Consider the following 26,789-nt stretch of genomic DNA (forward strand, 5'->3'; position numbering starts at 1 on the left):
GCTCAGTCCTCCCGCCGTTGCGATTGCAGTTTGGCCACCAGGGCCTCCAGTTCGGCCAGTTCCGTATCGCTGACCTCGGCACGCTGCGACATCCACGCCACGAACGGCGACACCGAGCCCTGCAGGGTCTTCTCGACGAAGCTGCCGACCGCGCTGCGCACCACGTCGTCCTGGCCGCTGGTGGCGGCATAGCGATATACGCCCTGCACCTGGCGCCGGCGCAGATAGGCCTTGGCGCGCAGGCGTTCCATCATGGTCAGCACGGTCGAGCGCGCCAGCCCGCGCGCCTCGCCGAATCCGGCGGCGACCTCGCCGACGCTGGCATCGCCCTGTTCGGCGATGTACTGCAGCAGGGCCAGTTCCTGGTCCCCGATCGATTTGCGGCGCATCCGCCCACTCCGATGACTACACGTGTCGGCAAAGCTACCCATGACGACAACTGTCGTCAATAGGTCGCAGGTCATGGGCTGGCGGTTGGCTGCAGGCTGGCGATGACGTCCGTCCGGGACGCGGCGGTAGCGCCTCATCCCATTCCGGCGGATGCCGCATCGGTCCTGGGCATTCGATCGTCCATGCCCCGCGCACACGTGCGGCGCGAGATCCGCATCCACCTCCACCATGCACGCACTCGCCATAGAAGTTTATGGCGATCCGGCCCTGTTCGCACAGCGACACCAACGCCCTATACCCAGGTATCGCATCGCATACGCGCAGCAGGCACGGCTGTACCAACGCGCAATGGTGCAAGCGCACATGCGATGCAAGAATTCCCTGCATCGCTTCACACCGCTGTATTCACCGTGGGAAGTGCGCTGCCGCAGCTGCGCCGTTCGCCTCCATCGCGCCGGAGCGGGCCGCCGCACCTGCCGCGCGCCACCTCCCAGGGTCCGCGCCGCATCGCTGGCGCCCTTCCATCGCAAACGCACAGCCAGCCGGACGCCGCCGCGAAGAGGACGCCCTGCGCTGGGTGCGCGCCTGCGCCACCGCTTCCCACTCCACGCCGGATCCGACCATGCACGCGACTTCCTCCCGTCTCCGCGCCGCCGCCCTGCCGCCGTCCGCATCACATCGCCATATGCAGGCAGGCATGCCGTCGTTGCTGTCTGCGGCGCTGGCAACGTGCCTCGCCGCGTCCTCGGCGCATGCCGCCGACGCGGTCGCCAGCGCCGATGCCGACACCACGCCCACCACGCTGTCCGCGCTGGACGTGGTGGCCTCGCCGCATGCGGCGGCGGTGGCGCCCACCCAGGTGGTGGGCCCAAACCGCTATGTCATCAATGCCGGCGACATGGACGCGGACATCGCCGGCAGCAACGGCCTGGCGCGGCTGAAGACCGTGCCCGGCGCCAGCTACACCGCCACCGATGGCCTGGGCCTGGACGTGTCCGCCACCAGCCTGTTCGTGCGCGGGTTCCGCATGAACGAAATGGGCATCACCTTCGAAGGCGTGCCGTTGAACGACAGCGGTTTCCTGTCGTTGACCGGGACCAGCGTGGTCAACGTGGCCGTGCCGGATGCCATCGGCACCATCACGGTCAGCCCCGGCGCGGCACCGGTGAGCGTGTTCTCCAGCAGCGCCAACGGCGGCGCGCTGGAGTACCGCCTGGGCGAACCGAAGGACACGCCCGGCCTGCGCCTCAAGCAGGGCGTGGGCAGCGACGCGACCCGGGTCACCACGGTCTCCGCGCAGAGCGGGCAACTCGGCGACAACGGCCCGAAGCTGCAGGTCGACCTGCAGCGGCTGGGCGCGGACAAGTACCAGGGCGGCGGCACCCAGCACTTCCTGCGCGGCGATCTGAAGGCGACGCAGGACGTGGCCTGGGGCACCTTCACCGTGTTCCTGTCCGCCAGCCATGCGGCGATGTGGGGCTACAACAACCTGTCCTTCGACATGCTCGGCAAGCTCGGCTGGCGCGCTGACAGCGTCTATCCCGATTACGCCAGGGCCTATGCCATCGCCCTGCCGCAGAACGCCGGCGCCTCCTGCGGTGCCTACACCTGCGGCGCGCTGGCCGGACTGCTGCCGTACGACACCGGCCAGGTCACCGACGACCGCATCGCCTCGCTCGCGCACGATTTCCGCATCTCCGACGCGCTCAGCGGACGCGTGCAGGTCTACAGCGCGCGCAGCCGCACCCATGCCACGCTGAGCGACCCGACCACGCCCTCGCCCGACGGTGCGCCGTTCTCCGAGCAAGTACAGGCGCCGCACCTGCAGCGCACCGGCGGCCTGCTCAGCCTGACCTATGTGTACGGCCGGCACACCCTCAGCGCCGGCCTCTGGCAGGAGCACGCCAGTGCCGACGCGGCGACCTTCTGGTACACTGAACCGCTGCTGGGGCAGGGCCGGCCGCTGCGCACCACCGGGCCGTGGGATGTGTACGGCCCGGCCTTCAAGACCGACAACGTCTCGCAGTGGACCACCCGCGCGCGCCAGGCCTACGTGCACGACGACATCGCGCTGAGCGACACTCTGGTGCTGGGCGTGGGCGCCAAGGCAGTGGATTTCCGTACCAGCGGTGGCGGCGTCGGCGATGCGCCGGACCGGCCCGCGGCCGGCACGCTGCGCGCCAAGCGTGCGTTCCTGCCGCACCTGTCGCTGTTCTGGAGCCCGACCGCGCAGACCGATGGCTTCATCGACCTGGGCAGCGCCATGAACGGCTTCCGCGTCGCCCAGCGCGGCAACATCGGCTACACCGCCTCGGCCTGGACCGTGCCCGACCAGGACGCCTTCGACCGCCTCACCCGCAGCCTGCGCCCGGAGCAGGACTGGAACCTCACCGTCGGCGGCACCCATCGCTTCGACCGCGCCACAATCACTGCCGACGTGTTCTACGGCGACATCCGCAACCGCCTGCTGTCGGCCGCGGTCGGCACCCAGTTCGCGCAGGTCAACACCGTGCAGGTGATGCCGAAGATGCACACGTTCGGCGTCGACCTGGGCGTGACCGTGGACCTGACCCCGCACCTGCAGTTCTATCAAGGCGTGGCGCTGGCGCGCTCGGTCTACGACCGCGATGTCGTCGTCGACGGCACTGTCTACTCAATCCAGGGCAAGGCGCAGCCCGGCTATCCGCAACTGTCGCTGGTCAGCGACCTGTCGGCGCATGTGCGCCACTGGCGGCTCGGCGCCACCAGCACCGAATACCTGCATCAGCCCTTCACCTACGAGAACGACCTGCGCGTGCCGGCGTTCTGGCAGGTCAACGCGTACACGGCCTACACGCTGGGCGCGGACAGCCGGCTGCCCGGCCTGGAACTGCGCCTGGACGTGAGCAACCTGCTCGACCGCCACACTATCGGTACCGCCAACATCGCCGGCTCGGCCTTTGCCGGCGACTACCAGACGCTGCAGCGCAGCGCGCCACGGCAATTGCTGTTCAGTACCTCGCTGGCGTTCTGAGCAGCAGCATGCGCGCCCATGCCGGCGGGGGCGCATGCACGGGGCAGACACGGCGTTCACGGCGGTGCCACGCCGCCGCGACTAGAAGTTTCCGCACCGGTCCGCCGACGCATGCCGCGTCCGTCGGCCTCGCCGCCACGCGTGGCGCCCCACGACCGCAGCGGCTTCTGGACAGCAGGACATCGGCATGAGCGACGACACCCGCAACACCGGTTCGCCCGACCGCGACCGCATCAACCTCCACGAAGACTACGAAGTGCGCTACTGGACGCAAGCGCTGGGCGTCTCCGCAGATGAACTGCGCGCCGCCGTGCAGGCGGTGGGCAGCAGCGCCGCGGCAGTCCGCGCGCACCTGCGCAAGTGACGCGGGCCGGCCCGCGCCATGAGCCTCGCCGACTACCGCCGCAAGCGCCGCTTCGACAAGACCCGCGAACCGGAGCCGGGCAAGCCGGTGCCGGCGGGGCAGCGGCCGATCTTCGTCGTGCAGCTGCACCACGCCAGCCGCCGCCATTACGATTTCCGCCTGCAGGTCGGCGATGCGCTGAAGAGCTGGGCGGTGCCAAAAGGGCCGAGCTACGACCCCAAGGTCAAGCGCATGGCGGTGGAAGTGGAAGACCACCCGCTCGACTACGCTACGTTCGAGGGCGAGATCCCGCAGGGCGAGTACGGCGGCGGCCATGTCGCCCAGTTCGATCATGGCGTGTGGAGCAGCGCGGACGATCCGGAGGCGCAGTTGGCCAAGGGCCATCTGCGCTTCGAACTGTTCGGCGACAAGCTCAAGGGCGGCTGGCACCTGGTGCGCTCTGGCAAACCGGCGCGGCAACCGCAGTGGCTGCTATTCAAGGACGACGACGCCTTCGCCAGCGACCTGGAGGCCGACGACCTGCTGGCCGATGTCACCGCGGCGCCGGCGCAGGACGTCAAGCGCGCCGGCGCCGGCAAACCGAACAAGCGCAAGGCCACGATCGTCGCCGCGCCGATGCGCAAGGGCCGCCGGACGAACTGGGCCAAGCTCGCCCAGGCACTGCCGGGCGCGGTGCCGGCCGCGGCGCCGGACGGGCCGTTCACCGCACAACTGGCTCGGCTTGGCGATGCGCCGCCGCAGGGCACACACTGGATCCACGAGATCAAGTGGGACGGCTACCGGATCCTGGCCACCGTCGCCGATGGCGTGGTGCGGCTGTGGTCGCGCAACTCGATCGAGTGGACCGACAAGATCCCCGAGATTCGCGATGCCATCGCCGCACTGGGCCTGCATTCGGCGGCGCTGGACGGCGAACTGATCGCCGGCAAGGGCACCAAGGAGGACTTCAATCTGCTGCAGGCGGTGCTGTCCGGCGAGCGCCAGGGCAAGTTGGCGCTCGCCCTGTTCGACCTGTTGCACCTGGACGGCATCGACATCGCCACCGCGCCGCTGTCCGAGCGCAAGGCGCTGCTGCAGCGGCTGCTGCAGGATGCCGATGCGCACCTGGCCTTCAGCTCGCACATCGACGGCGATGGCGAGGCCGCGTTCCAGCTCGCCGGCGCGCAGCACTTCGAAGGCATCGTCTCCAAGCGTGCCGACCGCGGCTACCACGGCGGCCGCAGCGACGACTGGCGCAAGACCAAGCAGCTGCGCTCGGACGAATTCGCGGTGGTCGGCTACACCGCGCCCAAGGGCAGCCGCAGCGGCTTCGGTTCGCTGCTGCTGGCACGGCCGGATCCCGAGCACGGCTGGCTGTACGTGGGGCGGGTCGGCTCCGGTTTCTCCGACGCCTTGCTGCGCGAGCTGACCGCACTGATCGGCAAGGCCGGCAGCGCTACGTCCAGCGTGCACGTGCCGACCACCGAGACCGACCTGCGCAGCGCGCGCTGGTTCGCGCCGCGCTTCGTGGTGGAAGTGTTCTACCGCGGCATCGGCGGGCAGCAGTTGCTGCGCCAGGCCTCGCTGAAGGCGGTGCGCCCGGACAAGGACATCGCCGACCTCGGCGATGGCGACGCTCCGGCACCGCGCGCAGCGACGGCGCGTGCTGCGCCGGCCGCCAGGAAAGCCAAGATGGACAAAACGGCCAAAGCAGCTAAACCCGCTAAAGCAGCTAGAGCGACAGAAGCGACAACTGCGGCGAAGACGAAGGCGGTCGACGCGAAGGCCAACAGCGCCAAACGTGGCAAGCGCGGTGCAGCGAGCGCAGACAGCGCGCGCACGCCGCCCACGCTGTCCAGCCCGGGCCGCGTCGTCTTCCCCGACATCGGCGCCACCAAGCGCGAGGTCTGGGACTACTACAGCGCGGTGATGGATCACCTGCTGCCGGAGATCGCCGGCCGCCCGCTGTCGGTCATCCGCTGCCCGGCCGGCGCCGAGCGCGCGTGCTTCTTCCAGAAACACCACACCGCCGGGCTCGAACTGGTGTCGTCGGTGAAGCTGAAGGAGGAGAGCGGCACCCAGGCCGAGTATCTGGTGGTGGAGGATGCGGCCGGGCTGCTCGAACTGGTGCAGTTCAACGCCCTGGAATTCCATCCCTGGGGCGCCAAGGCGCAACGCCCGGACGTGGCCGACCGCGTGGTGTTCGACCTGGACCCGGGCCCGGACGTGCCCTTCGCCGAGGTCAAGCGCGCGGCCACCGACATCCGCAAGCTGCTCGCACAACTGGAGCTGGAGTCGTTCCTGCGCGTGTCCGGCGGCAAGGGTCTGCACGTGGTGGTGCCGCTGGCCCCGGGCTGCGACTGGGACCTGACCAAGCGCTTCGCCCACGGCTTCGCCGACGCGTTGGCGCAGTCGCAACCGGACCGTTTTCTCGCCACCGCCAGCAAGCGCCTGCGCAACCAACGCATCTTTGTCGACTATCTGCGCAACGGCCGCGGCGCCACTGCGGTGGCCTCGTATTCGCTACGCGCCCGCACCGGCGCGCCGGTGGCGATGCCGCTGGCCTGGAGCGACCTGCCCAAACTGCACCGCGCCGACGCCTTCAAGCTGCGCGACGTACCGGCCAAGCTGAAGCGCCGGCGCAAGGATCCCTGGGCTGGTATCGATGCGCTGAAGCAGAACCTGGCGCGCTGGGCCGAAGCGGAGTGAACGAGGCCCCTCTCCCACCGGGAGAGGGGTTGGGGTGAGGGTACTGCGCGAAGCGACTCGCTGACGTTGAACGCGAGCAATCCGTACCCTCATCCGCCCCTGCGGGGTACCTTCTCCCGAGGGGAGAAGGGAGAAGCCAAAGCCCCTCTCCCTCCGGGAGAGGGGTTGCGGTGAGGGTCCGGCGCGAAGCGACTCGCCGAGATCGAACACGAGTGACCCGTACCCTCATCCGCCCCTGCGGGGCACCTTCTCCCGACGTGAGAAGGGAGAAGCCAAAGCACCTCTCCCACCGGGAGAGCGGTTGGGGTGAGGGTCCGACCGCCAGCCAACGCACCCCCCAACCCACTCAACCACTACCCCGTCGGCCCACCCATCACCGGCAGGATCGCGCCATTGATGTAGCTGGCGGTGATCGGCGAAGCCAGGAACACATACGCGGGCGACAGTTCCTCGGGCTGTGCCGGGCGCCCCATCGGGTTCTGCTTGCCGAACTCGGCCACGTCCTCCGCAGACTTGTCGGCGGGATTGAGCGGCGTCCATACCGGCCCCGGTGCGACCGCGTTGACGCGGATGCCGCGTGGTTGCAACTGGCTGGCCAGGGCCATGGTGAACGCATGGATCGCGCCCTTGGTCGCCGAATAATCCAGCAGCGATTTGCTGCCAAACAGCCCGGTCTCCGAACCGCTGTTGACGATCGCCGAGCCGCGCTTGAGATGCGGCAACGCTACGCGCGCCATGTGGAAGTAACCGGCGATGTTGGTCTGCAAGGTTTCCTGCAGATGTTCCTCGCTCAGGTCCTCCAACGCATCGCAATGCAACTGGAAGGCGGCGTTGTTCACCAGCACGTCGAGTCCGCCGAAGGCTTTCACCGTCTGCGCCACCGCATCCTCGCAGAACGCCGGATCCTTCACGTCACCGGCAATGGTGATGCAACGGCGGCCTTCGTTCTCCACGTGTTGGCGGGTGACCTGCGCATCCTCGTGTTCGTCCAGGTACAGCACCGCCACATCCGCGCCCTCACGCGCGAACAGCACCGCCACCGCACGACCGATGCCCGAGTCGGCGCCGGTCACGATCGCGCTCATGCCGCGCAGCTTGCCGCTGCCCACGTACTCCGGTGCCTCGAAACGCGGCTGCAGCGCCAGCTCGTGTTCGTTGCCCGGCTTGGCCAGATGCTGCTTGGGCATGCGCTGTGGCTGCTTGCGCGGTCCAGCCTGGCCGGCGTCGCCCGGCTTGGCGCGCTTCGGCTTGGGCTTGGCGTCGCCGGCATCGACCGCGCGCTGCAGCGCGCGTTGCTGTTGCGCCGTCTTGGCACTGGACGCTGCCTCAGCGCCGCTGCGCTTGGACGGGGCGGACGGGGTGGCGGCAGGACGCTTGCGGGAGGCCATCGGCAATACTCCGGATGCGGGAGGAGGCCACGGTGGCGCAGCCCTCCTCGAGGGGAAGAAACCAGCGTCGATCAGGCGCGGTCGGCGAGACCGCTGACCCCGGCATGCTGGGCGCAGTGCGCGCAGCAGAACATGCGCTCGCCGGCCTGCACGCCGTGGCCGACGATGCGGCACTCGCAGTGGCTGCAGTGCGGGGCGAAGGCGTGGATCGCGCACTCGAACGAATCGAAGGTGCCGCTGCGCGTGCCCTGGGTCAGGGTGAAGGCCTGGTCGTAGTCGTTTCCGCAGACATCGCAGGTGGCCATGATCGGCTCCGGTTGCTGGGGGAATCCCGAGTCTGGCCCCGCCGGCGGCCACGACCGGTGAAACCCCCGGCGCGATCTCTTCATGCGGCGCAAACATGCGCCGCGACAGGCTCGCGCCATCGATCGAAGGAGACGCCCCATGATCCGCCACCCACTCGCCCGCCTCGCCCCGTTCGCCGCCGTGCTGCTGCTCGGCGCCTGCAGCACCACCCAGGTGGCGCAGGTGCAGCCGATCGACGGCGTCATCTCCGGCCAATGCCATATCGACAAGGTGCGCGGCGCGGTCGGCCTGGCCGCCTCGCGCATGACCGTCGAGCGCGCCCGCGTCGACAGCGACAGCCTCAAGGTGCAGGTGGTCAGGAGCAGCGTCAGCGACAACGGCGCCACCTCCAGCGGCGTGGACAGCGCCAACCGCGGCGCGCGCGAGACCGGCGGCGATCGCCTGACCGTCGAGATCGGCCCGACCAACAACATCACCACCGTGTATTGCGGTTGATCCGCGGCGCCGGGCCGTCCCGCCGCGCCTGAGCGCAGCGTCCCGCGCTCAGGCGCGCTTGTGTGCGGCCGGCGCGGTCTTGCGCTTGGCGCGGGTGCTGCTGCCCTGCGTGCTCGCCGCAGCGCCCTTGCGCGGGGCACGCGCCACCTTGCGCAGTGGTGGCGCCTTGGCCGAGGTGCGGCCGGCGGACTTGGCCGCCTTGCGCGCTGCCGTGCGTGCCCGCCCCAGGTACTTCAGCGTGAGCAGATCCCATTGCCGCTCGCCGCGCACGCCCTCGCACAGGCCGTGCAGGCGCCCGCAGCGCCAACCGTCGAACACGCACGGGTCGATGTAGGCCTTGCGGCACACCGCCGGGGTATTGCCCAGCGCCTCGGCCACCTCGCGGATCACCGCGTTCTGCGCCTGCGCCAGCGCGCGTTCGCCGCCCGTATCGGGCAGCGGCAGCGCGGCCAGCCGTTGCAGCGCGGCGCGGGTACCGCCCCAGGTACGGAAGTCCTTGGCGGTGAAGCTCTCGCCCATCGCCTCGCGCAGGTAATCGTTGACCTCGCCCGAGTCCACCGGCTGCAGCTGGCCGTCGTCGTCGCGGTACTGGAACAGCGCCTGCCCTGGCAATTGCTGGCAGCCACGGATCAGCTTGACCAGATGCACGTCGTCGACCTCGATGTCGTGCTCCTGGCCGCCCTTGCCGCGGAACTGCAGCCGCGCGCGGCCGCCCTTCACGAACGCCAGGTGGCGGTTGCGCAGCGTGGTCAGGCCGTAGGAACGATTGCTGCGCGCGTATTCGGCGTTGCCCACGCGCACCAGGGTCTCGGCCATCAGCGCCACCACCATCGCCAGCACCTTGTCGCGCGGGTAGCCGGGCAGGGCCATGTCGCGGCGCAGGCGCCGACGCAGCCGCGGCAAGGCCTGGCCGAAGGCGACGATGCGCTCGAACTTGCCGTCGCCGCGCACCTGCGCCCAGTCGGCGTGGTAGCGGTACTGTTTGCGCCGGCGCGCGTCGCGGCCGGTGGCCTGCAGATGGCCGTTGTCGCGCGCGCAGATCCACACCTCGGTGTAGGCCGGCGGGATCGCCAACTGGCGGATGCGCTGCAGGGTGGCCGCATCGCGCACCGCGCTGCCGTCGGGCATGCGGTAGCCGAAGCCCTTGCCGGCACGGCGGCGGGCGATGCCCGGCTCCTGGTCGCTGACGTAGACCAGGCCCGCGCTGCTGGCGGCCTGGCGGGACTGACGGGCACGCGCCGCGTCGGCGGCTGTGGCGACGTTGGAACGGGACGCGTTGGACATCGGACCTCCGAAAGCCGGAACCGCGACCCGTGCCGCCGGTTCCACGAACATCGATTGTCGGCAGCGCCGCGGCTAGGCCGCGTGAGATTGCCGCACGGGCCTGTCTGGCCCCGCGCCGCGGGGCTGCGGAAGTGCTGGCGTCCGTGTGGGAGGGACTTCAGTCCCGACGCCTGAAGCAGCCAGTCGGCTTTGGGCTGACTCGCCGCGGCTGAAGCGGCTCGCATCAGGCATCTCAGCGCGCCGGTTAACGTCTGGCGAACGTGCGGTGTCCGATCCTGTCGCCACAGGAACCTGCGCTGCGTCGGCGCGTGCCGTCGGCCGGCCGGCGACGGGACGGCAACGCAAACCGCATCACACGTTCTATGCTGCACCCCATCTTCCCTCCATCCATCAGGAGCCCCGATGAGCACACCCCTTTCCTCCCGTGCGTCCACGCGTGCCGGCCTGCTCGGCACGGCCTGCCTGGCGCTGGCCTTGGCCGCCTGCGGCGCACCGCCGCCGGACGAGCAGGAACAGGTGAGCGCCAAGGCCCAGGCCGCCGCACAGCAGGCCGCCGCGCCGGACCCGGCCAATGCCCCGGACGCGCCGCCGGTGGGGACCTGCGATGCCTCGCAGGCGCAGGGCCTGGTCGGCCAGGCCGCCGAGCAGGCGCTGCTGGACCAGGCGCGCAGCGACACCGGCGCCAAGAGCGTGCGCGTGCTCAAGCCGAACCAGGCAGTGACCATGGAATTCAACGGCGAACGGCTCAACATCGAGGTCGACGACAAGAACCAGATCACCGGCGTGCGCTGCGGCTGAGCGCCCGGCGGAGACCCCGGGACGGCGGCGGCGACAGCGCCGCCGCCAGCGCTGAAGTTGCAGGTGTAACGGTGTATTGCGGCACCGCACCAACTATGTTTTAGTCGGGATTCCGGTGACCTCAAGAAGCGCTCCAGGATAGAGCGGGGGCGAGTGTCGCCGCGTTCCTTCGGATCGCTTTCAGAGGCAGACATGGCCCCCCGCAACCGCCACGGGCTCTACGACCCCCAAGACGAGCGCGATGCCTGTGGTTTCGGCATGGTCGCGCAACTCGACGACCAACCTTCGCGGGCGCTGGTGGATACCGCCATCGCTGCGCTGTCGCGCATGACCCATCGTGGCGGCGTCGCCGCCGACGGCCTCACCGGCGACGGCTGCGGCCTGCTGATCCGCAAACCCGAGCCGTTCCTGCGCGCGCTGGCGCGCGAGGCCGGCATCGCGGTCGGCGCGCGCTTCGCCGCCGGCAACGTGTTCCTGCCGCGCGACGATGCCGACGCCGCCGCGCGCTGCCGCCAGGTGCTGGAAGAGGAACTGCGCCGCGTCGACGTGCAGCCGTGCGGCTGGCGCCTCATCCCCACCGACGATGCGGTGTGCGGGCAACTGGCCAAGGACACCCTGCCGCGCATCGAGCAGGTGTTCGTCGACGCCGGCGCCGAGCAGGGCGAGGACGCCTTCGCCCTGGCCCTGTTCCTGGCGCGCCGCCGCGCCGAACAGCGCCTGGGCGAGGTCGCCGATTTCTACGTCACCACGCTCTCGCCCAACGGCATCAGCTACAAGGGCATGGTGCTGCCGGACAAGCTCAGCACCTTCTACCCGGACCTGCAGCGCAACGACCTGGCCTCCAGCGCCATCGTGTTCCACCAGCGCTTCTCCACCAACACGCTGCCGCGCTGGCCGCTGGCGCACCCGTTCCGCCTGCTCGCGCACAACGGCGAGATCAATACCATCGAGGGCAATCGGCACTGGGCGCAGGCGCGCAGCAAGGTGTGGAAGACCCCGCGTTTCGACATCGCCGAGCTGGACCCGGTGATCTCGATGCACGGCTCCGATTCGCAAAGCCTGGACAACATGCTCGAGCTGCTGGTCGCCGGCGGCATGGACCTGCTGCAGGCGCTGCGCATCCTGGTGCCGCCGGCGACGCAGTCGCTGGAGTTCAAGGACGCCGACCTGGCCGCGTTCTACGAGTTCTACGGGCTCAACACCGAGCCATGGGACGGCCCGGCCGGCATCGTCGCCTGCGATGGCCGCTACGCCGCGTGCATGCTCGACCGCAACGGCCTGCGCCCGGCACGCTGGATGCTGACCTCCGACCGGCATTTCCTGGTGGCCTCCGAGGCCGGCGTGTGGGAGCTGCCGGCCGAGCGCGTCACTCGCAAGGGCAAGCTCGGCCCCGGCGAGATGATGGCCATCGACCTCAAGCGCGGCGACCTGCTCGACTCCGACGCCATCGACCGCATCAACCGCGGCCGCGCCCCGTACAAGCAGTGGCTGCAGCAGGGCGTGACCTACCTGCAGACCGAACTGATCGATCCCTCGCTGGTCGAGGAGCCGTTCGACGAGCGCACCCTGCGCAGCTACCACAAGCTGTTCCAGCTCAGCACCGAGGAAGTGGAGCAGGTGCTGCGGCCGCTGGCCGAGACCGAGCAGGAAGCCACCGGCTCGATGGGCGACGACACCCCGATGGCGGTGCTCAGCCGCCACACCCGGCCGCTGTACGACTACTTCCGCCAGGCCTTCGCACAGGTCACCAACCCGCCGATCGACCCGCTGCGGGAAGACTGCGTGATGTCGCTCACCACCCAGCTCGGCAAGGAGACGAACATCTTCCATGCCGGCCCGGAGACGGTGAACCACGTCATCCTCAACTCGCCGGTGCTCAGCCAGCGCAAGCTGCGGCAGTTGCTGAAGATGCCGCAGTACCTGACCCGCAACGCGCAGATCGACCTGTCCTACAGCGTCGAGGAAGGCCTGGAGGCCGGGCTCAAGCGCATCTGCGCCGAGGCCGAACAGGCCGCGCGCGACGGCAAGGTCATGCTGCTGCTGACCGACCGTTACCCGGTGCCGGAGCGGCCGATGGCGCATGCGCTGCTGGCCACCGGCGCGGTGCACCACCACCTCTCGCGGGTGGGCCTGCGCTGCGACGTCAACCTGATCATCGAGACCGGCACCGCGCGCGATCCGCACCACATGGCCTGCCTGCTCGGCTTCGGCGCCACCGCGGTGTACCCGTACCTGGCCTACCAGACCCTGTTCGACCTGGGCCGGCGCGGCATCCTGCTGCTCAAGAGCGGCGGCGAGCAGACCCAGATCGGCCGCAAGTACCGCAAGGGCATCTACAAGGGCCTGTCCAAGATCATCTCCAAGATGGGCATCTGCACCATCGCCAGCTACCGCGGCGCGCAGTTGTTCGAGATCGTGGGGCTGGATCCGGACGTGGTGGCGCTGTGCTTCCCGGATACCGCCGCGCGCATCGGCGGCGTCGGCCTGGCGCGGCTGGACACCGAGGCGCGGCAACTGGCCGCGCGCGCCTGGAACGACCTGCTCAAGCCGGAAGTGGGTGGCCTGCTCAAGTACGTGCACGGCGGCGAGTACCACATGTACAACCCGGACGTGGTGCTGACCCTGCAGCGCGCCACCCGCAGCGGCCTGCAGGCCGACTGGGACGCCTACGCCGCCGCGGTGCACGGGCGCCCGGCCTCGGCCCTGCGCGATCTGCTGCAGCTCAAGCGTGCGGCGACGCCGACGCCGCTGGACGAGGTGGCGCCGGCCGAAGACCTGCTGCGCCGCTTCGACACCGCCGCGATCAGCCTCGGCGCGCTGTCGCCGGAGGCGCACGAGGCGCTGGCGATCGCGATGAACCGCCTCGGCGGACGCAGCAACTCCGGCGAAGGCGGCGAAGACCCGGTGCGCTACGGCACCGAGAAGCGCTCCAAGATCAAGCAGGTGGCCTCCGGCCGCTTCGGCGTCACCCCCGAATACCTGGTCAACGCCGAGGTGCTGCAGATCAAGGTCGCGCAGGGCGCCAAGCCCGGCGAAGGCGGCCAGCTGCCCGGCCACAAGGTCAACGAACTGATCGCGCGGCTGCGCTACGCCAAGCCGGGCATCGGCCTGATCTCGCCGCCGCCGCACCACGACATCTACTCGATCGAAGACCTGGCGCAGCTGATCTACGACCTCAAGCAGGTCAATCCGAGCGCGCTGGTCTCGGTGAAGCTGGTCAGCCACGCCGGCGTGGGCACCATCGCCGCGGGTGTGGTCAAGGCCGGCGCCGACCTGATCACCGTGTCCGGCCACGACGGCGGCACCGGCGCCAGCCCGGTCAGTTCGATCCGCTACGCCGGCGTGCCGTGGGAACTGGGCGTGGCCGAGTCGCACCAGGCGCTGGTCGCCAACGATCTGCGCGCACGCACCATCCTGCAGACCGACGGCGGCCTGAAGACCGGCCTGGACGTGGTCAAGGCGGCGATCCTGGGTGCGGACAGCTTCGGCTTCGGCACCGGGCCGATGATCGTGCTCGGCTGCAAGTACCTGCGCATCTGCCACCTCAACAACTGCGCCACCGGCGTGGCCACCCAGGACGAGCGCCTGCGCGCCAACCACTTCGTCGGCCTGCCCGAGCGCGTGGAGAACTTCTTCCGCCTGCTGGCCGAGGAAGTGCGGCAGTGGCTGTCGTACCTGGGCGTGCGCTCGCTGGACGAGATCGTCGGCCGCACCGAACTGCTGCAGCAACTGGACATCTCGCCGCGCGAAGGCGTGCGCGTGGACTTGTCGCGGCTGCTCAAGGACGTGCGCCACGATGGCGGACACTGCGCCGCGCAGCGCCTGTACGAATCGCCGGACAGCCTGGCCACGCAGATGGACGGCCTGCTCGCCGACGCGATCGCCAAGAAGACCGGCGGCGATCATCGCTTCCTGATCCACAACACCGACCGTTCGATCGGTGCGCGCCTGTCCGGCGCCATCGCCCGCGTCCACGGCAACCACGGCATGGACGATGCGCCGCTGACCCTGCGCTTCCGCGGCTCGGCCGGGCAGAGTTTCGGCGCGTTCAATGCCGGCGGCCTGCACCTGGAGCTGGAAGGCGAGGCCAACGACTACGTCGGCAAGGGCATGGCCGGCGGCCGCCTGGTGGTGCGTCCGCCGCGCGGCGCGCGCTTCGAGGCGCGCAGCACCGCGATCATCGGCAACACCTGCCTGTACGGCGCCACCGGCGGCGAGCTGTACGCGGCCGGCCGCGCCGGCGAACGCTTCGCGGTACGCAACTCCGGCGCGCTGGCGGTGATTGAGGGTGCCGGCGACCATTGCTGCGAGTACATGACCGACGGCATCGTGCTGGTGCTGGGCAAGGTCGGGCTGAACTTCGGCGCCGGCTTCACCGGCGGCCTGGCCTACGTGCTCGACGTGGACCGCGACTTCGTCGACCGCTACAACCACGAACTGATCGACATCCACCGCATCTCCGCCGAAGGCTTCGAGAGCCACCGCCAGCACCTGCACAAACTGATCAGCCGCCACCGCGAACTGACCGGCAGCATCTGGGCGCAGCAGATCCTCGACGAATTCCGCGACTACGTCGGCAAGTTCTGGCTGGTCAAACCGAAGGCGGCGAGCATCGAGTCGTTGACTGAGTCGTTGCGCCGGGCCGCCTAGTGGCGGCGCGTCGCAGCGACGGGATTGGGGAGTCGGGATTCGGGATTGGCAAAAGCAACCCCGCATCGGATCCGACACCAGTCCTCCGCTTTTTCGAATCCCCAATCCCGAATTCCGAATCCCCACACAACACGCGCGCGCCGTACCCTCATCCGCCCCTTCGGGGCACCTTCTCCCGGGGGGAGAAGGGAAATCGCCACGGAATCTTTTTATGAGCCGCAAGCACGCCTTCCAGTTCCTCGACCTGCCCCGGCAGATGCCGCAACGCATTCCGGTGGAACTGCGCACCTCCGGCGACTGGAACGAGCTGTACGGCAAGTTCGACAAGGCCGATGCGCAGTACCAGGCCGGGCGCTGCCTGGATTGCGGCAACCCCTACTGCAGTTGGAAGTGCCCGGTGCACAACGCCATCCCGCAGTGGTTGCAGCTGGTGCAGGAGAACCGCATCGAAGAGGCCGCTGCGTTGTGCCATAGCACCAACCCGCTGCCGGAAGTGTGCGGCCGGGTGTGCCCGCAGGACCGTCTGTGCGAAGGCAGTTGCACGCTGGAGGAATTCGGTGCGGTCACCATCGGCGCGGTGGAGAAGTACATCGTCGATACCGCCCTGCACAACGGCTGGCGCCCGGACCTGAGCCAGGTCGAACCCACCGGCAAGCGCGTGGCGGTGATCGGTGCCGGCCCGGCCGGGCTGAGCTGCGCCGACCGCCTCGCGCGCGCCGGCATCCAGGCGGTGGTGTACGACCGCTACGAGCAGATCGGCGGGCTGCTGCAGTTCGGTATCCCCAGCTTCAAGCTGGACAAGAGCGTGATCGGCAAGCGCCGCGAGGTGCTCGAAGGCATGGGCGTGCAGTTCCGCCTGGGCGTGGAGATCGGCCGCGACGTGAGCCTGGAACAGGTGCTTGGCGAGTACGACGCGGTGTTCCTGGGCACCGGCGCCTACCGCTACACCGACGGCGGCCTGCCCGGCCAGGACCTGCCCGGCGTGCTGCCGGCGCTGCCGTTCCTGGTGCAGAACAGCCGCATCGTCGGCGGCAACGATCCCTGGGGCCGGCCGATCGCCGGCTGGGAAGACAAGATCGCGCTGCCCGACCTGAGCGGCAAGCGCGTGGTGGTGCTGGGCGGCGGCGACACCGGCATGGACTGCGTGCGCAGCGCGATTCGCCTGGGCGCGGCCAAGGTCACCTGCGCCTACCGCCGCGACGAGGCCAACATGCCCGGCTCGGCGCGCGAGGTGGCCAATGCGCGCGAGGAAGGCGTGCGCTTCCTGTTCAACCGCCAGCCGCTGGCAGTGGAAGCCGACGCCGCCGGCAACCTGGCCGGCGTGCGCGTGGTGCAGACCCGCCTGGGCGAGCCGGATGCGCGCGGGCGCCAAGCCGCGGTGCCGGTGGAAGGCAGCGAATCGCTGCTGGACGCGGACGTGGTCATCATCGCCTTCGGCTTCTCGCCGAGCGTGCCGGAGTGGCTGGCGGCGCAAGGCGTGGAAGGTACCGCCAACGGCCGCATCCTCGCCGGCGGCAGCGAGCCCGATGGCAGCGGCCGCCTGCCGTACCAGACCACCAACCCCAAGCTGTTCGCCGGCGGCGACGCGGTGCGCGGCGCCGACCTGGTGGTGACCGCGGTGGCCGAAGGCCGCGACGCGGCGGCCAGCATCGCCGAATGGATCGGCAACCGCCTGCCGGTGACCACCCAGGCCGCGGCCTGAGCGACGCTGCCGGAACTCCGGCAGCGTTCGGTTCGTTCGGCGGCGACGGCGACGGCGACGGCGACGGCGCAACTTACTCGACTGGGGTACGCGGCCAAAGGCAGCATCGCCAGCCGCTATGCCATGCATTCGCCGAGATTCGTGACGCCCAGAGCGGGCCGGGCCTCCAGCAGCGTCGCCAGCGCCTGCGCGCTGGCATTGGCATCGGCCATGTCGAACGCCACCGCCTCGACGCTGCCGGCGGCGGCGGCGATCGCCTCCACCACCGCCGCACGCCGTGTCGCTGGCCTCTAGCGATGATGCCTCCACCGCATCTCCTTTGCGCGCCCACCCTGGCGCGCTGGCAGTGGACGCATCGCCGCGACCACGATCACGCCGCTGCTGATGGCTGCACCACGCACGCGCTGTGACGCAGCAGACGTCCGCGTGCAGCGTGCGCGCGCCAGGTGAATGCCGGGCTAACGCGGGTGCATGCAGGCTGGCGATCCCGGGGGCGATGCTTGCACGCTTGCGCCTGCCGTCCGGCACTCCCCCGATGCGGACGGCATCTCCCCCACTCCAGGAAGCTCCCCCATGCCGCTTTCCTCGTCGTGTTCCCCGCGCTGGCGTTCCCTGCCGCTGGCGCTGCTGCTCGCCACCGTCGCCTGCAACGCCGCCGCCGAAGGCCGCAGCGTGCTCAAGTACGCCGGCGTCAACCTGTCCGGCGCCGAGTTCAACTCCGGCAAGAAACCGGGCGTGCTGTACAAGGACTACACCTACCCGACGGCGACCGACTACAGCTACTTCGCCAGCAAGGGCATGAACACCATCCGCCTGCCATTCCTGTGGGAGCGCCTGCAACCCACCGCCAAGGGCGAGTTCGACCCGGCGCAACTGGCGCTGTTGAAGAAGTCGGTGGAGCAGGCCAAGGCCAACCACCTGTACCTGATCCTGGATCCGCACAACTACGCCAAGTACAACGGCGCGCTGGTCGGCAGCCCCGGCGCCCCGGACGACGTGTTCGCCGATCTGTGGCGGCGCCTGGCGAAAGAGTTCAAGGGCGACGACAACGTCATCTTCGGGCTGATGAACGAGCCCAACGCGGTGTCCTCGACCGATTGGGCCAGTGCGGCGCAGGCGGCGATCGACGCCATCCGCAAGGCCGGTGCCAACAACCTGATCCTGGTACCGGGCACCGCCTACACCGGCGCGCACAGCTGGCGCAGCACCGCCTACGGCACGCCCAACGCGGTGGCACTGCAGCCGCTCAAGGATCCGCGCAACCGCATGGCGTTCGAAGCGCACCAGTACCTGGACCGCGACAACAGCGGCACCAAGGGCGAGTGCGTCAGCGCCACCGCTGGCGCCGAGAAGCTGGCCGGCTTCGTCAGCTGGTTGCGCGAAAACAAGAAGGTCGGCTTCATCGGCGAATTCGCCACCGCCAACACGCCCACCTGCAACCAGGCGCTGGAGAACATGCTCAGCTACATGCAGAAGAACGACGACGTGATCCTGGGCTGGACCTGGTGGGCGGCCGGCGCATGGTGGAAGCCCGACTATCCGTTCAACGTGCAGCCCGGCAAGGACGGCAGCGAAAAGCCGCAGATGACGATCCTGTCCAAGTACGCCCGCGAGATCACCGGCAAGAAGTGAGCCGCCGTTGCCGGCGCCGCGTGCCGGCAACGTCTTGCAGTCACGGCAGTACCCCATGTGGCGTCACGACGCGCGTTCCAGGCAAAGTGCATGCAGCGCGATCCAGTACCGGTTCGCGCTGCCAATCGCCGCACAGATCCATGCACGCACGCATGCAACGCATCGCCTCGTCCTAGGCAATGCACTACGGTGTCCGCACACCGTTGTCATCAGCCCGGCCTGGCATCGCTCGGCCGGGTTCCCCCTCTGATGCCGAAGGAGACCCGCCATGATCGCGCGCACCTTGCGGCGGCGGTCGCGGCACGCCTGGCGTGCCGCGCTGCTGCTGTGCCTGTCCGTTCCGCTGTCGTCGCTGCAGGCGCAGGAGGCGCTGCGTTTCGCAGGCGTCAACCTGTCCGGCGCCGAGATCGCGCCGTCGAAGATTCCCGGTATCGTCGGTGTCGACTACACCTATCCGCGCAACAGCGACTACCCCTATTTCGCCGGCAAGGGCATGAACCTGCTGCGCCTGCCGGTGCGCTGGGAACGCCTGCAGCCGCAACCGCGCGGTCCGCTCGACGCCGCGCAATTGGCGCTGATCGACAGCGCCGTGCAGCAGGCCAAGGCGCAGGGCATGTCCGTGATCGTGGACATCCACAACGACGCGCGCTACGACGGCCGCGTCATCGGCAGCACTGGCCTGCCGGTGGCCGCCTTCGTCGACCTGTGGCAGCGTCTGGCACGCGCCTACGGCAGCGACAATGCGGTGGTGTTCGGGCTGATGAACGAGCCGCACGGCATCACGCCCGCCGCGTGGGCCGCCGCCGCACAAGCCGCGGTCGATGCGATCCGGGCCACCGGCGCCAGCAACCTGATCCTGGTCCCCGGCGCGCTGTGGACCGGCGCGCATAGCTGGTACGTCAGCGTGGATGGGGCGTCCAACGCCAGCGCGCTGGCCGCGCTGCACGATCCGCTGCAGCGCGTGGCGATCGAAGTGCACCAATACCTCGATGCCGATTCTAGCGGCACCAGCCCGGTCTGCGTCAGCGACGACATCGGTACCGAACGCCTGCGCGCGTTCACCGGATGGTTGCAGGAGACCGGCCACCTCGGCTTCCTCGGCGAATTCGCCGCCGCCGACAATCCGGTCTGCCGCCGCGCGCTCGATGGCATGCTCGCCGACATCGCGCAGCACCCGACGCTGTGGCTGGGCTGGAGCTATTGGGCCGGCGGCGCCTGGTGGCGCGCCGACTATCCGTTCAACGTGGAGCCCGACGCCGACGGCCACGACCGTCCGCAGATGGCGATCCTCGCACCCTGGGCGCAGCGCATCACGCGCTGAGCGCGGCGCCGCCGGAAACGGTACTCGCGCGCCGGCGCCATGCGGAACAACGCCGTGGCGCGCGCCGGCAAATAGGCACCTCTGGTCACGTCGGGGCCTGTTTTGTGAGCGGTGCCCGTCCTTTTTGCGGGATCAGCCGCGACAGGCTGTATCGGTGAACACGTCGTCGCGGCTGGGCCGCTCCCAGAGGACAACCTGCATCCAGCTAATTGTGCGCAAGCAGGCGAGTAGAGGTGCCGGCATGACGTGCGACGTGCAATGCGTCGCACATTTCCGATGACCACGATCGCTCTGGCATGGCGGTTGCAGCGTGGTGCGTGGCCGCGCACGCCGCATCGCGGCGGCGCCTGCCGCTCTTTCCCCACGAAGGATCCGCCATGCCACGCACGACCCATGTTTCCCGTTCCACACACTTGCGGCATCGCGCCGCGCTATGTCTTCTCCTGGCCGCCTGCGCGCCGTTCGCAAACGCGCAGCAGACGCTGCGCTACGCCGGCATCAACCTGGCCGGTGCCGAGTTCAACTCGGCGAAGAAGCCCGGCGTGTTGTTCAAGGACTACGTGTATCCGACCGACGCCGACTATGCGTACACCGCGGCGCAGGGCATGAACATCGTGCGCCTGCCGTTCCTGTGGGAGCGGCTGCAACCGCAGGCCAACGGTCCGCTCGACGCCGCGCAGCTCGACGCCTTGCGCACCGCGGTCGAACGCGCCAAACGCTACGACCTTAAACTGATCCTGGACGTGCACAACTACGCCAAGTACGACGGCGTGCGCATCGGCGGCGACGCGGTGCCGGCGGCGGCGCTGGCCGATCTGTGGCGGCGCCTGGGCCTGGTGTTCGGCAACGACGCCAGCGTGATGTTCGGGCTGATGAATGAACCCAATGGCCTGGCCTCCGGCGATTGGGCGGCCATCGCGCAGGCGTCGATCGACGCGATCCGCGGCACCGGCGCCGACAATCTGATCCTGGTACCCGGCACCGCCTTCAGCGGCGCGCACAGTTGGAACAGCACCTGGTACGGCGTGTCCAACGCGCAGGCATTGCTGACGGTCCACGACCCCGCCGACAACCTGGCGTTCGAAGTGCACCAGTACCTGGATCCCGACTCCTCGGGCACCAGCGCCGCCTGTGTCGGCACCAGCATCGGCGCGGAACGCCTGCAAGGGTTCACCCAATGGCTGCGCGCCAACGGCTATCGCGGCTTCCTCGGCGAGTTCGGCGGCAGCAGCGATCCCACTTGCCTGGCTGCGCTCGACACCATGCTCGGCTACGTCCACGACAACGGCGACGTCTGGCTGGGCTGGACCGCCTGGGCCGGCGGCGCGTGGTGGCGCAGCGACTACGCGTTCAACCTGCAGCCGGACAAGAGCGGTGCCGGCAAGCCGCAGATGGCGGTGCTGGCGGTGCGCGCGCAACAGGTCACGCAATGACTTCGGCATGACAATGTCCGCAGCGATGGCGCGGGAGTCGCGCGACGATTGAGTCTGCACCGCGATCGGGCGCAGACTGTCGCACCTCTCCCGCACGGATCGACGCATGCGCCTGGGCCTGGCCGCCAACCGACTGCACCACCAGGGCAAGGATGCCGCGCTGTTCCGCTGGCTGCGTGCCAGCGAAGCCGGTATCCGCGAGCTGCAGCTCGGCCTGCATGCGGTTGGCCGTACCCATGAAGCGATCGTCCGTGCCGGGTTGCTGGCCGGCCATGCCGGCCTCAAGCGCTACCCGTTCGGCCGCGAGGGCGGACTGATGAAGCTGGTGGCGGAAGTCGTCGGACTGGAAGGCGCCGAGCGGACCCTGGACGGCGCCATCTACCTGATCGATCCGGTCGACCCGTCCTCGATCTTTCCCGAGGCGATCGCGCTCAAGCGCCAGTGCGTGATCCATGGCAAGCCGTTCATTTCCACCGTGGCCAGCGCTCGCGACTGGGTGGAGATGGAACGCATCCACGCCGCGCTGCCGTCGGACCGCGGCGCCGACGATCTGTACGCGTTGCCGCGGCAGACCCTGGCATTGATCGCCCATGACGCGATGAAGCCGCAGATGCTGGCCTTCGCCAGCGAACATTTCGATCTGCTGTCGCGCTTTGCCGAGCGCGTGGCCACCGGCACCACCGGACAGCGGCTCAACGAACTGGCCTGGAGCCGCGGCTGGCCGCAGGGCGAGCCCTGGGTGCACCGCTACCAGAGCGGCCCGATGGGCGGCGACGCGCAGATCGCCGATCGCGTGCTGGAGCGACGTTGCCACCGCGCTATCTTCTTCGAGGATCCGCACGTCGCGCGCCAGCACGAGGCCGACATCCAGTTGCTGGAACGTGCGGTCACCACGGTCACCGACAACGCCGTGTGCATCACCTCGCCGGCGATCGCCGCGCGCTGGGCGCAAGCCGCCGCGCGCCGCCTCGACGCGGCCTGACTCGCGCGGTCACCGCGCGCGATCACGTTGCGCGTGGACAGCCGACAGGGCATGCCACGACGGTGCGTTGTCGTGCGTGACCGCGCGCACGGTCACTGCGATGTCACGCCGATCGCCAACACTGCCGCCCTGTCCAGATCCCAGGGGGGATCCCATGTTGCGTTTCATCCTGCGCCTGCTGCTGCTCGGCGCGGCAACGCTGTGCGCGCTGCCTTGCGCGTCCGCGCAATCCGCCGAACGCCTGCGCGTGCACGGCTCCAACAGCCTCGGCGCGCGGCTGATGCCGGCGCTGGTGGAATCCTGGCTGCAGAGCATGGGCTACCGGCAACTGCAACGTCGTCGCGTCGATGCGACGACGCTGGAGATCGCCGCGGTGCGCGACGGTGCGCCGCTGGTGGTCGAGATCGCCGGTACCGGCTCGGCCGCCGGCATCGCCGACCTCGTGCATGGCGACGCCGAACTGGCGATGCTGTCGCGCCAGCCCGACGCGCGCGAACGCGAGGCCGCCTGGCAGCTCGGCGACCTGGCCTCGCCCGACCAGCAATTCGTCGTCGCCCTGGATGGCGCGCGGGTCCTGGTGTCCACCGACAACCCCATCGCCACGATGAGCGTGGCGCAGTTGCGCGACATCCTGAGCGGACGCGTCACCCGTTGGTCGCAACTCGGCGGTGCGGATCTGCCGATCGCGCCGCATCGCAGCGCCGTGCAGGGCGGACTCGACGACTTCCTGCGCGCGCGCCTGGCGCTGCCGGCGCTGCGTGCCCCGGGCGACGTCCTGCATCCCGACCTGGCCACGGCCGCACGTGCTGTCGCCGGCCATCCCGACGCACTGGCGATCATCGGGCTGACCACGGCGGTGCCGGCCGGCACGCGCGCGCTGGCCATCGCCGACGGCGGTATCGCGGTACTCCCGACCGCCGCTGCCGTGCGCGGCGAGGACTATCCCTTGGTCCAGCGCTACAGCCTGTACGGCGGCCAGATGATGTCGGCGCTCGGCCGCGGCCTGGCGCTGTATGCGATCGGCCCGCAGGCGCAACAGCAGGTACGCCGGCTCGGTGCGATCTCCATGGCGATCGACGTCGACCCAGGCATTCCGCCAGGCGGAAGCGCCGTTGCCCATGCGGACGCTGCCTACGTCCAGGCCGCCACCGGCGCCCGGCGCCTGACCACCACGCTGCGTTTCAGCCTGCAGTCGCTCAATGGGATGTACGAGGCGCGCAGTACCCAGGATCTCGACCGGCTGGTCGCCTTCATGCAGCAGCCGGCGATGCACGGCCGCGCCCTGGCGGTGATCGGTTTCGCCACCCCGGACAGTGCCAACCGCCTGTACCCGACCATCGCCAGCAACGACCGCGCCGACGTGGTCGCCGCGTACCTGGTGCAACGCGGTGTCGCCGTGGAACGGGTCCGCGGTCTCGGCGCACTGCATCCGCTGGTCGGCGGTGAGGACGCCGCGGCCAAGGCGCGCAACGAACGCGTCGAAGTGTGGCTGCTGGATCGCGCGCGATAGGGCAGTGCGTTGGAGGGTGGACGAAGCCGGTTGGGCACATCGACGTGACGGGACATCGCCGGTGCCCTCATCCGCCCTTTGGGGCGCCTTCCCCCGAAAAGGGGCCATGGTGCCGAAAGGAGAAGAAAAGCCCAAAACCCCTCTCCCATCGGGAGAGGGGTTGGGGTGAGGATCCGGAGCGCGAAGCGCCCTCTCCAGCGGAAGATGAGAGGTAGGCGCTTTGGCAGGCAGGCATTCAATGGCCATCGTGCCCGTGCGGCGCCCCCACAAGCGACGTGATGATCAAGCATGACGTCGCCGGATCGGCAGCCGGCCCGGCAGCCGGCACGCAAAGGTGATCGGCGCGCTTCATAGAAGCAATCCTGTTGCGGGAGCGCGGCTTCGAGCGGGCCTTACGGGAAATGCACGTCTCGGCTGAAGCCGTTCCCCCCATGTCCCCGCACCTCGCAGCGACGCGCATGTCACTCCTAAAACGACTCCGCGAGCGTCGCTCAGGTCAGGAGAAACAGCCTAGCGCGCATGACCCCGCGCTATCGCCGATACGACCAGTCGCCGGACGGGAACGGACGAGCGCATGCTGGCGCCACGCACCGGACCCGGGCCATCCGGCGTTCACCGCACGGCGCCTACATTCGCCCGACACGCTCGCCACTGGTTCCGGAGATCGCCATGCCTCTTTCATCGCACGCCATTCTCGGCGTGGTGCTTGCCGGACTCGCGTTGACCCACAGCACGCCCGCCGCCGCAGTGCAGCGGCTGTGGCCGACCGCGGACCAATGGCAACGGCTGCACGCGTCGGCCGCCACCGATCCGGCCTGGGGCCAGGTCGAGGCGGCGCAGGGCCGGCTGGCCGATGCGGCACGCGCGCAGGGGGCGCATCCGATCGACAACCTGAGCACCGGCGGCCGCCTGCACGGCGATCCGGTGAAGGCGGCGACCGAGGCCAGCCTGGGCGACATGCCACGCATCCAGGCACTGGCGCTGCGCTTCGCCCTGCAGGGTGAGCGCGCAGACGCGCTGGCCGCCGGCGACCAACTCGCACAATGGGCAGCACGCAACGTGCCCAACGGCAACCCGATCGACGAGACCGGGCTGGAACCGGCGATCTTCGCCTACCGCATCGTCCGCCCGGCGCTAGCTGAGGCGCAACGCCGCGCCGTCGACGCGTGGATGCGAAGGATTGCCGACGCAGAGATCGACTCGCGCGATCTCAAGCGCAAGACCGCCACCAACAACTGGCACAGCCACCGCCTGAAAACCGTGGGCATGATCGGTGCCGCGCTGGACGATCCCCGTTTGCTGGACTACGCCCGCACCGGCTTTCGCCAGCAGATCGCCGACAACCTGCTGCCCGACGGCCGCAGCATCGACTTCGTCGAATGCGATGCGCTGTCCTACCACGTCTACGACCTGCGCCCGCTGGTGACGCTGGCGCTGCTGTTCTCCGAACGGGGCGAGGATCTGTACCACTGGCGCGCACCGAACGGCGCATCGCTGGCACGCAGCGTCGACTGGCTGCTGCCGTACCTGCGCGGCGAGCGCAGCCATGCCGAATTCGTCGGCAGCCAGGTACCCTTCGACAAGGCGCGCTCGGACAACGGCGAAGCCGGTCACGTGATCGGCACGCCGTACGCGGCGGAGGGCGCGGAATCGCTGCTGGTGCTTGCTGCGGCCTACGATCCGGCATGCGCGCGCCTGGCGCAGCAACTCGGTCACGTCGCCCCGTCCTGGCGACTGGCCATCAGTACCTTGCCGGACACGCCGCAGTAGCACGGCCCTCGCATTGCCGATGTTCGGCAACCGTGTCGACCTTACATCGATCCCTGCCGACGCTCGATTTTGACCTTGTCAGCAGGTCTTTCGTTCACGATGAACTCGCGCAGGTCCGGATACTCGGGCGGGAGCAACTCTCGCACCGAAGAGAATCGTAGCCTGCGGAATACGCGCTCCCAGAATCTCTGCGCATTCACGTCCAGGCGGAATAGGCAGATAAGCCAAGCGTGGTGTGAAACCACCACCATTTGATGGATCACGTCGGTGGCGATGCCGAGCCCACGATACTTGTGTAGCACATAGATATCGGCAAACTCTTTGACAGTGCACTCTTGCAGCTGCTGCAGCCCGACGATGACAAATCCGACCACGTGATCGGCAGGCCATATGCAACGGGGGGCGCGGTTGCCGCTGCTGGTGCTTGCTGCGGCCTACGATCCGGCATGCGCGCGCTTGGCGCAGCAGTTGGGTCACGGGACGCCGTCCTGGCGGTTGGGGATCAGCCTGCTGACCGGCGGGCTGCGGTAGCGCAGCCTCGTCGCAGTGCCGCAAGTCAGCGGCACGCGTGCCGTTGACGCTCGACTGCAGGCGAGGCGCTGCGTGACGCGGGCGCGCTGGACGTCGTTTAACAGCCGGATCGCGGTGGGTGGCGGCCGACGGCAGCCGCGCTGCGCCTCCACGCGGTAGCCGCACATAAGGTTGGCTCTTGCGAACTATCCGCAACTTACGCGGCCGATCATCCACGCTGTCCCTGGCAAGGCATTCCCGTATCCGCATGCACGGTGCGTAGCCGGGTGTCGTGATGGAGCTGAGCCAAGCTGTTTGCGGCGTCGGTCGGACAACCGCATTGCTCGGCGGCGCTGGTGGTGGCCAGACCAGCGCCTGCCAAGCCGTTGCTGCGCGTTGTTTTGTGTTGCGCCGTGGGCGTTGTTTGCTTTTCCCCCGCGCAATAAAAAATCCCCGTCCTTTTGGGACGGGGATTTGGGGTAAAGCCCCTGGCGATGACCTACTCTCGCATGGCTTGAGCCACACTACCATCGGCGCAGCTGCGTTTCACTTC

The 26,789-nt window shown here is 69.3% G+C and carries 18 protein-coding genes and 1 pseudogene; 13 read left to right on the forward strand and 6 right to left on the reverse strand.

All coding sequences use genetic code 11. From position 1 onward, the window contains the following. Nucleotides 1-2 precede the first annotated feature (2 nt). Entirely contained in the window at nucleotides 3-389 is a 387-nt protein-coding gene (locus tag ACP93_RS16055) for a BlaI/MecI/CopY family transcriptional regulator (protein ID WP_048491669.1), read from the reverse strand. A gap of 615 nt (nucleotides 390-1,004) precedes the next feature. Here ACP93_RS16055 and ACP93_RS22515 point away from each other — a divergent pair. The 3 genes and pseudogenes from ACP93_RS22515 to ligD all read left to right on the forward strand — a co-directional run bounded on the left by ACP93_RS22515 (nucleotide 1,005) and on the right by ligD (nucleotide 6,455). Further along, nucleotides 1,005-3,403 (forward strand): annotated as a pseudogene (locus tag ACP93_RS22515) (TonB-dependent receptor). Nucleotides 3,404-3,590: 187 nt separating this feature from the next. Continuing rightward, nucleotides 3,591-3,767: a DUF3606 domain-containing protein gene (locus tag ACP93_RS21305; RefSeq protein ID WP_048491671.1), complete on the forward strand. Its 177-nt coding sequence runs from the start codon at nucleotides 3,591-3,593 to the stop codon at nucleotides 3,765-3,767. Nucleotides 3,768-3,785: 18 nt separating this feature from the next. Further along, nucleotides 3,786-6,455 (forward strand): DNA ligase D, encoded by a 2,670-nt coding sequence (gene ligD, locus ACP93_RS16070; protein ID WP_048491672.1) that lies wholly within the window; start codon nucleotides 3,786-3,788, stop codon nucleotides 6,453-6,455. A gap of 353 nt (nucleotides 6,456-6,808) precedes the next feature. Here ligD and ACP93_RS16075 read toward each other — a convergent pair whose 3' ends face one another. Together ACP93_RS16075 and ACP93_RS16080 are read right to left on the reverse strand one after the other, a co-directional pair. Further along, on the reverse strand, nucleotides 6,809-7,843 hold the full coding sequence (locus ACP93_RS16075) for an SDR family oxidoreductase (RefSeq protein ID WP_048491673.1): 1,035 nt from the start codon (nucleotides 7,841-7,843) through the stop codon (nucleotides 6,809-6,811). A 71-nt stretch (nucleotides 7,844-7,914) separates the two neighbouring features. Further along, nucleotides 7,915-8,148 (reverse strand): hypothetical protein, encoded by a 234-nt coding sequence (locus ACP93_RS16080; protein ID WP_048491674.1) that lies wholly within the window; start codon nucleotides 8,146-8,148, stop codon nucleotides 7,915-7,917. Nucleotides 8,149-8,287: 139 nt separating this feature from the next. Between ACP93_RS16080 and ACP93_RS16085 the strand changes: the two genes are divergently transcribed. Continuing rightward, nucleotides 8,288-8,644: a hypothetical protein gene (locus ACP93_RS16085; RefSeq protein WP_048491675.1), complete on the forward strand. Its 357-nt coding sequence runs from the start codon at nucleotides 8,288-8,290 to the stop codon at nucleotides 8,642-8,644. Between the two features lie 48 nt (nucleotides 8,645-8,692). Here the strand turns inward: ACP93_RS16085 and ACP93_RS16090 are convergent, their stop codons facing one another. Then, on the reverse strand, nucleotides 8,693-9,928 hold the full coding sequence (locus tag ACP93_RS16090; protein ID WP_048491676.1) for a DNA topoisomerase IB: 1,236 nt from the start codon (nucleotides 9,926-9,928) through the stop codon (nucleotides 8,693-8,695). A gap of 402 nt (nucleotides 9,929-10,330) precedes the next feature. Between ACP93_RS16090 and ACP93_RS16095 the strand changes: the two genes are divergently transcribed. The 3 genes from ACP93_RS16095 to ACP93_RS16105 all read left to right on the forward strand — a co-directional run bounded on the left by ACP93_RS16095 (nucleotide 10,331) and on the right by ACP93_RS16105 (nucleotide 17,078). Next, nucleotides 10,331-10,726, forward strand: a complete 396-nt coding sequence (locus ACP93_RS16095) for an I78 family peptidase inhibitor (protein WP_048491677.1) — start codon at nucleotides 10,331-10,333, stop codon at nucleotides 10,724-10,726. 192 nt (nucleotides 10,727-10,918) lie between these two features. Then, nucleotides 10,919-15,376 carry a glutamate synthase large subunit gene (gltB, locus tag ACP93_RS16100; protein WP_048491678.1) on the forward strand — a complete coding sequence of 1,486 codons (4,458 nt, stop codon included), beginning with the start codon at nucleotides 10,919-10,921 and terminating at the stop codon, nucleotides 15,374-15,376. A 211-nt stretch (nucleotides 15,377-15,587) separates the two neighbouring features. Continuing rightward, entirely contained in the window at nucleotides 15,588-17,078 is a 1,491-nt protein-coding gene (locus ACP93_RS16105) for an FAD-dependent oxidoreductase (RefSeq protein WP_048491679.1), read from the forward strand. Between the two features lie 116 nt (nucleotides 17,079-17,194). Here the strand turns inward: ACP93_RS16105 and ACP93_RS21310 are convergent, their stop codons facing one another. Further along, nucleotides 17,195-17,344: a hypothetical protein gene (locus ACP93_RS21310; RefSeq protein ID WP_275452266.1), complete on the reverse strand. Its 150-nt coding sequence runs from the start codon at nucleotides 17,342-17,344 to the stop codon at nucleotides 17,195-17,197. A 307-nt stretch (nucleotides 17,345-17,651) separates the two neighbouring features. Here ACP93_RS21310 and ACP93_RS16110 point away from each other — a divergent pair, with 307 nt between their 5' ends. The 6 genes from ACP93_RS16110 (at nucleotide 17,652) to ACP93_RS16135 (ending at nucleotide 25,726) form a co-directional block, all read left to right on the forward strand. Further along, a complete protein-coding gene (locus tag ACP93_RS16110) occupies nucleotides 17,652-18,710 on the forward strand; it encodes a glycoside hydrolase family 5 protein (RefSeq protein WP_048491680.1) in 1,059 nt (352 codons plus the stop codon). Nucleotides 18,711-18,978: 268 nt separating this feature from the next. After that, nucleotides 18,979-20,031, forward strand: coding sequence for a glycoside hydrolase family 5 protein (locus ACP93_RS16115; protein ID WP_048491681.1), 1,053 nt, complete (start codon nucleotides 18,979-18,981; stop codon nucleotides 20,029-20,031). A gap of 377 nt (nucleotides 20,032-20,408) precedes the next feature. Continuing rightward, the gene (locus ACP93_RS16120) at nucleotides 20,409-21,464 is read left to right on the forward strand and encodes a glycoside hydrolase family 5 protein (protein ID WP_048491682.1); all 1,056 of its coding nucleotides are present in this window, start codon (nucleotides 20,409-20,411) and stop codon (nucleotides 21,462-21,464) included. Nucleotides 21,465-21,570: 106 nt separating this feature from the next. After that, the gene (locus ACP93_RS16125) at nucleotides 21,571-22,446 is read left to right on the forward strand and encodes a methylglyoxal synthase (protein ID WP_048491683.1); all 876 of its coding nucleotides are present in this window, start codon (nucleotides 21,571-21,573) and stop codon (nucleotides 22,444-22,446) included. A gap of 154 nt (nucleotides 22,447-22,600) precedes the next feature. Next, complete coding sequence (locus ACP93_RS16130; RefSeq protein WP_048491684.1) at nucleotides 22,601-23,956, forward strand: substrate-binding domain-containing protein; 1,356 nt, start codon at nucleotides 22,601-22,603, stop codon at nucleotides 23,954-23,956. Between the two features lie 669 nt (nucleotides 23,957-24,625). After that, nucleotides 24,626-25,726 carry an alginate lyase family protein gene (locus tag ACP93_RS16135; protein ID WP_048491685.1) on the forward strand — a complete coding sequence of 367 codons (1,101 nt, stop codon included), beginning with the start codon at nucleotides 24,626-24,628 and terminating at the stop codon, nucleotides 25,724-25,726. 41 nt (nucleotides 25,727-25,767) lie between these two features. On the opposite strand, the gene ACP93_RS22020 is transcribed toward ACP93_RS16135, so the two are convergent. Next, nucleotides 25,768-26,100, reverse strand: a complete 333-nt coding sequence (locus ACP93_RS22020; RefSeq protein ID WP_048491686.1) for an N-acetyltransferase — start codon at nucleotides 26,098-26,100, stop codon at nucleotides 25,768-25,770. Nucleotides 26,101-26,789: the final 689 nt, after the last annotated feature.

The sequence above is a fragment of the Xanthomonas sp. NCPPB 1128 genome, assembly GCF_001043115.1.
Lineage (GTDB): Bacteria > Pseudomonadota > Gammaproteobacteria > Xanthomonadales > Xanthomonadaceae > Xanthomonas_A.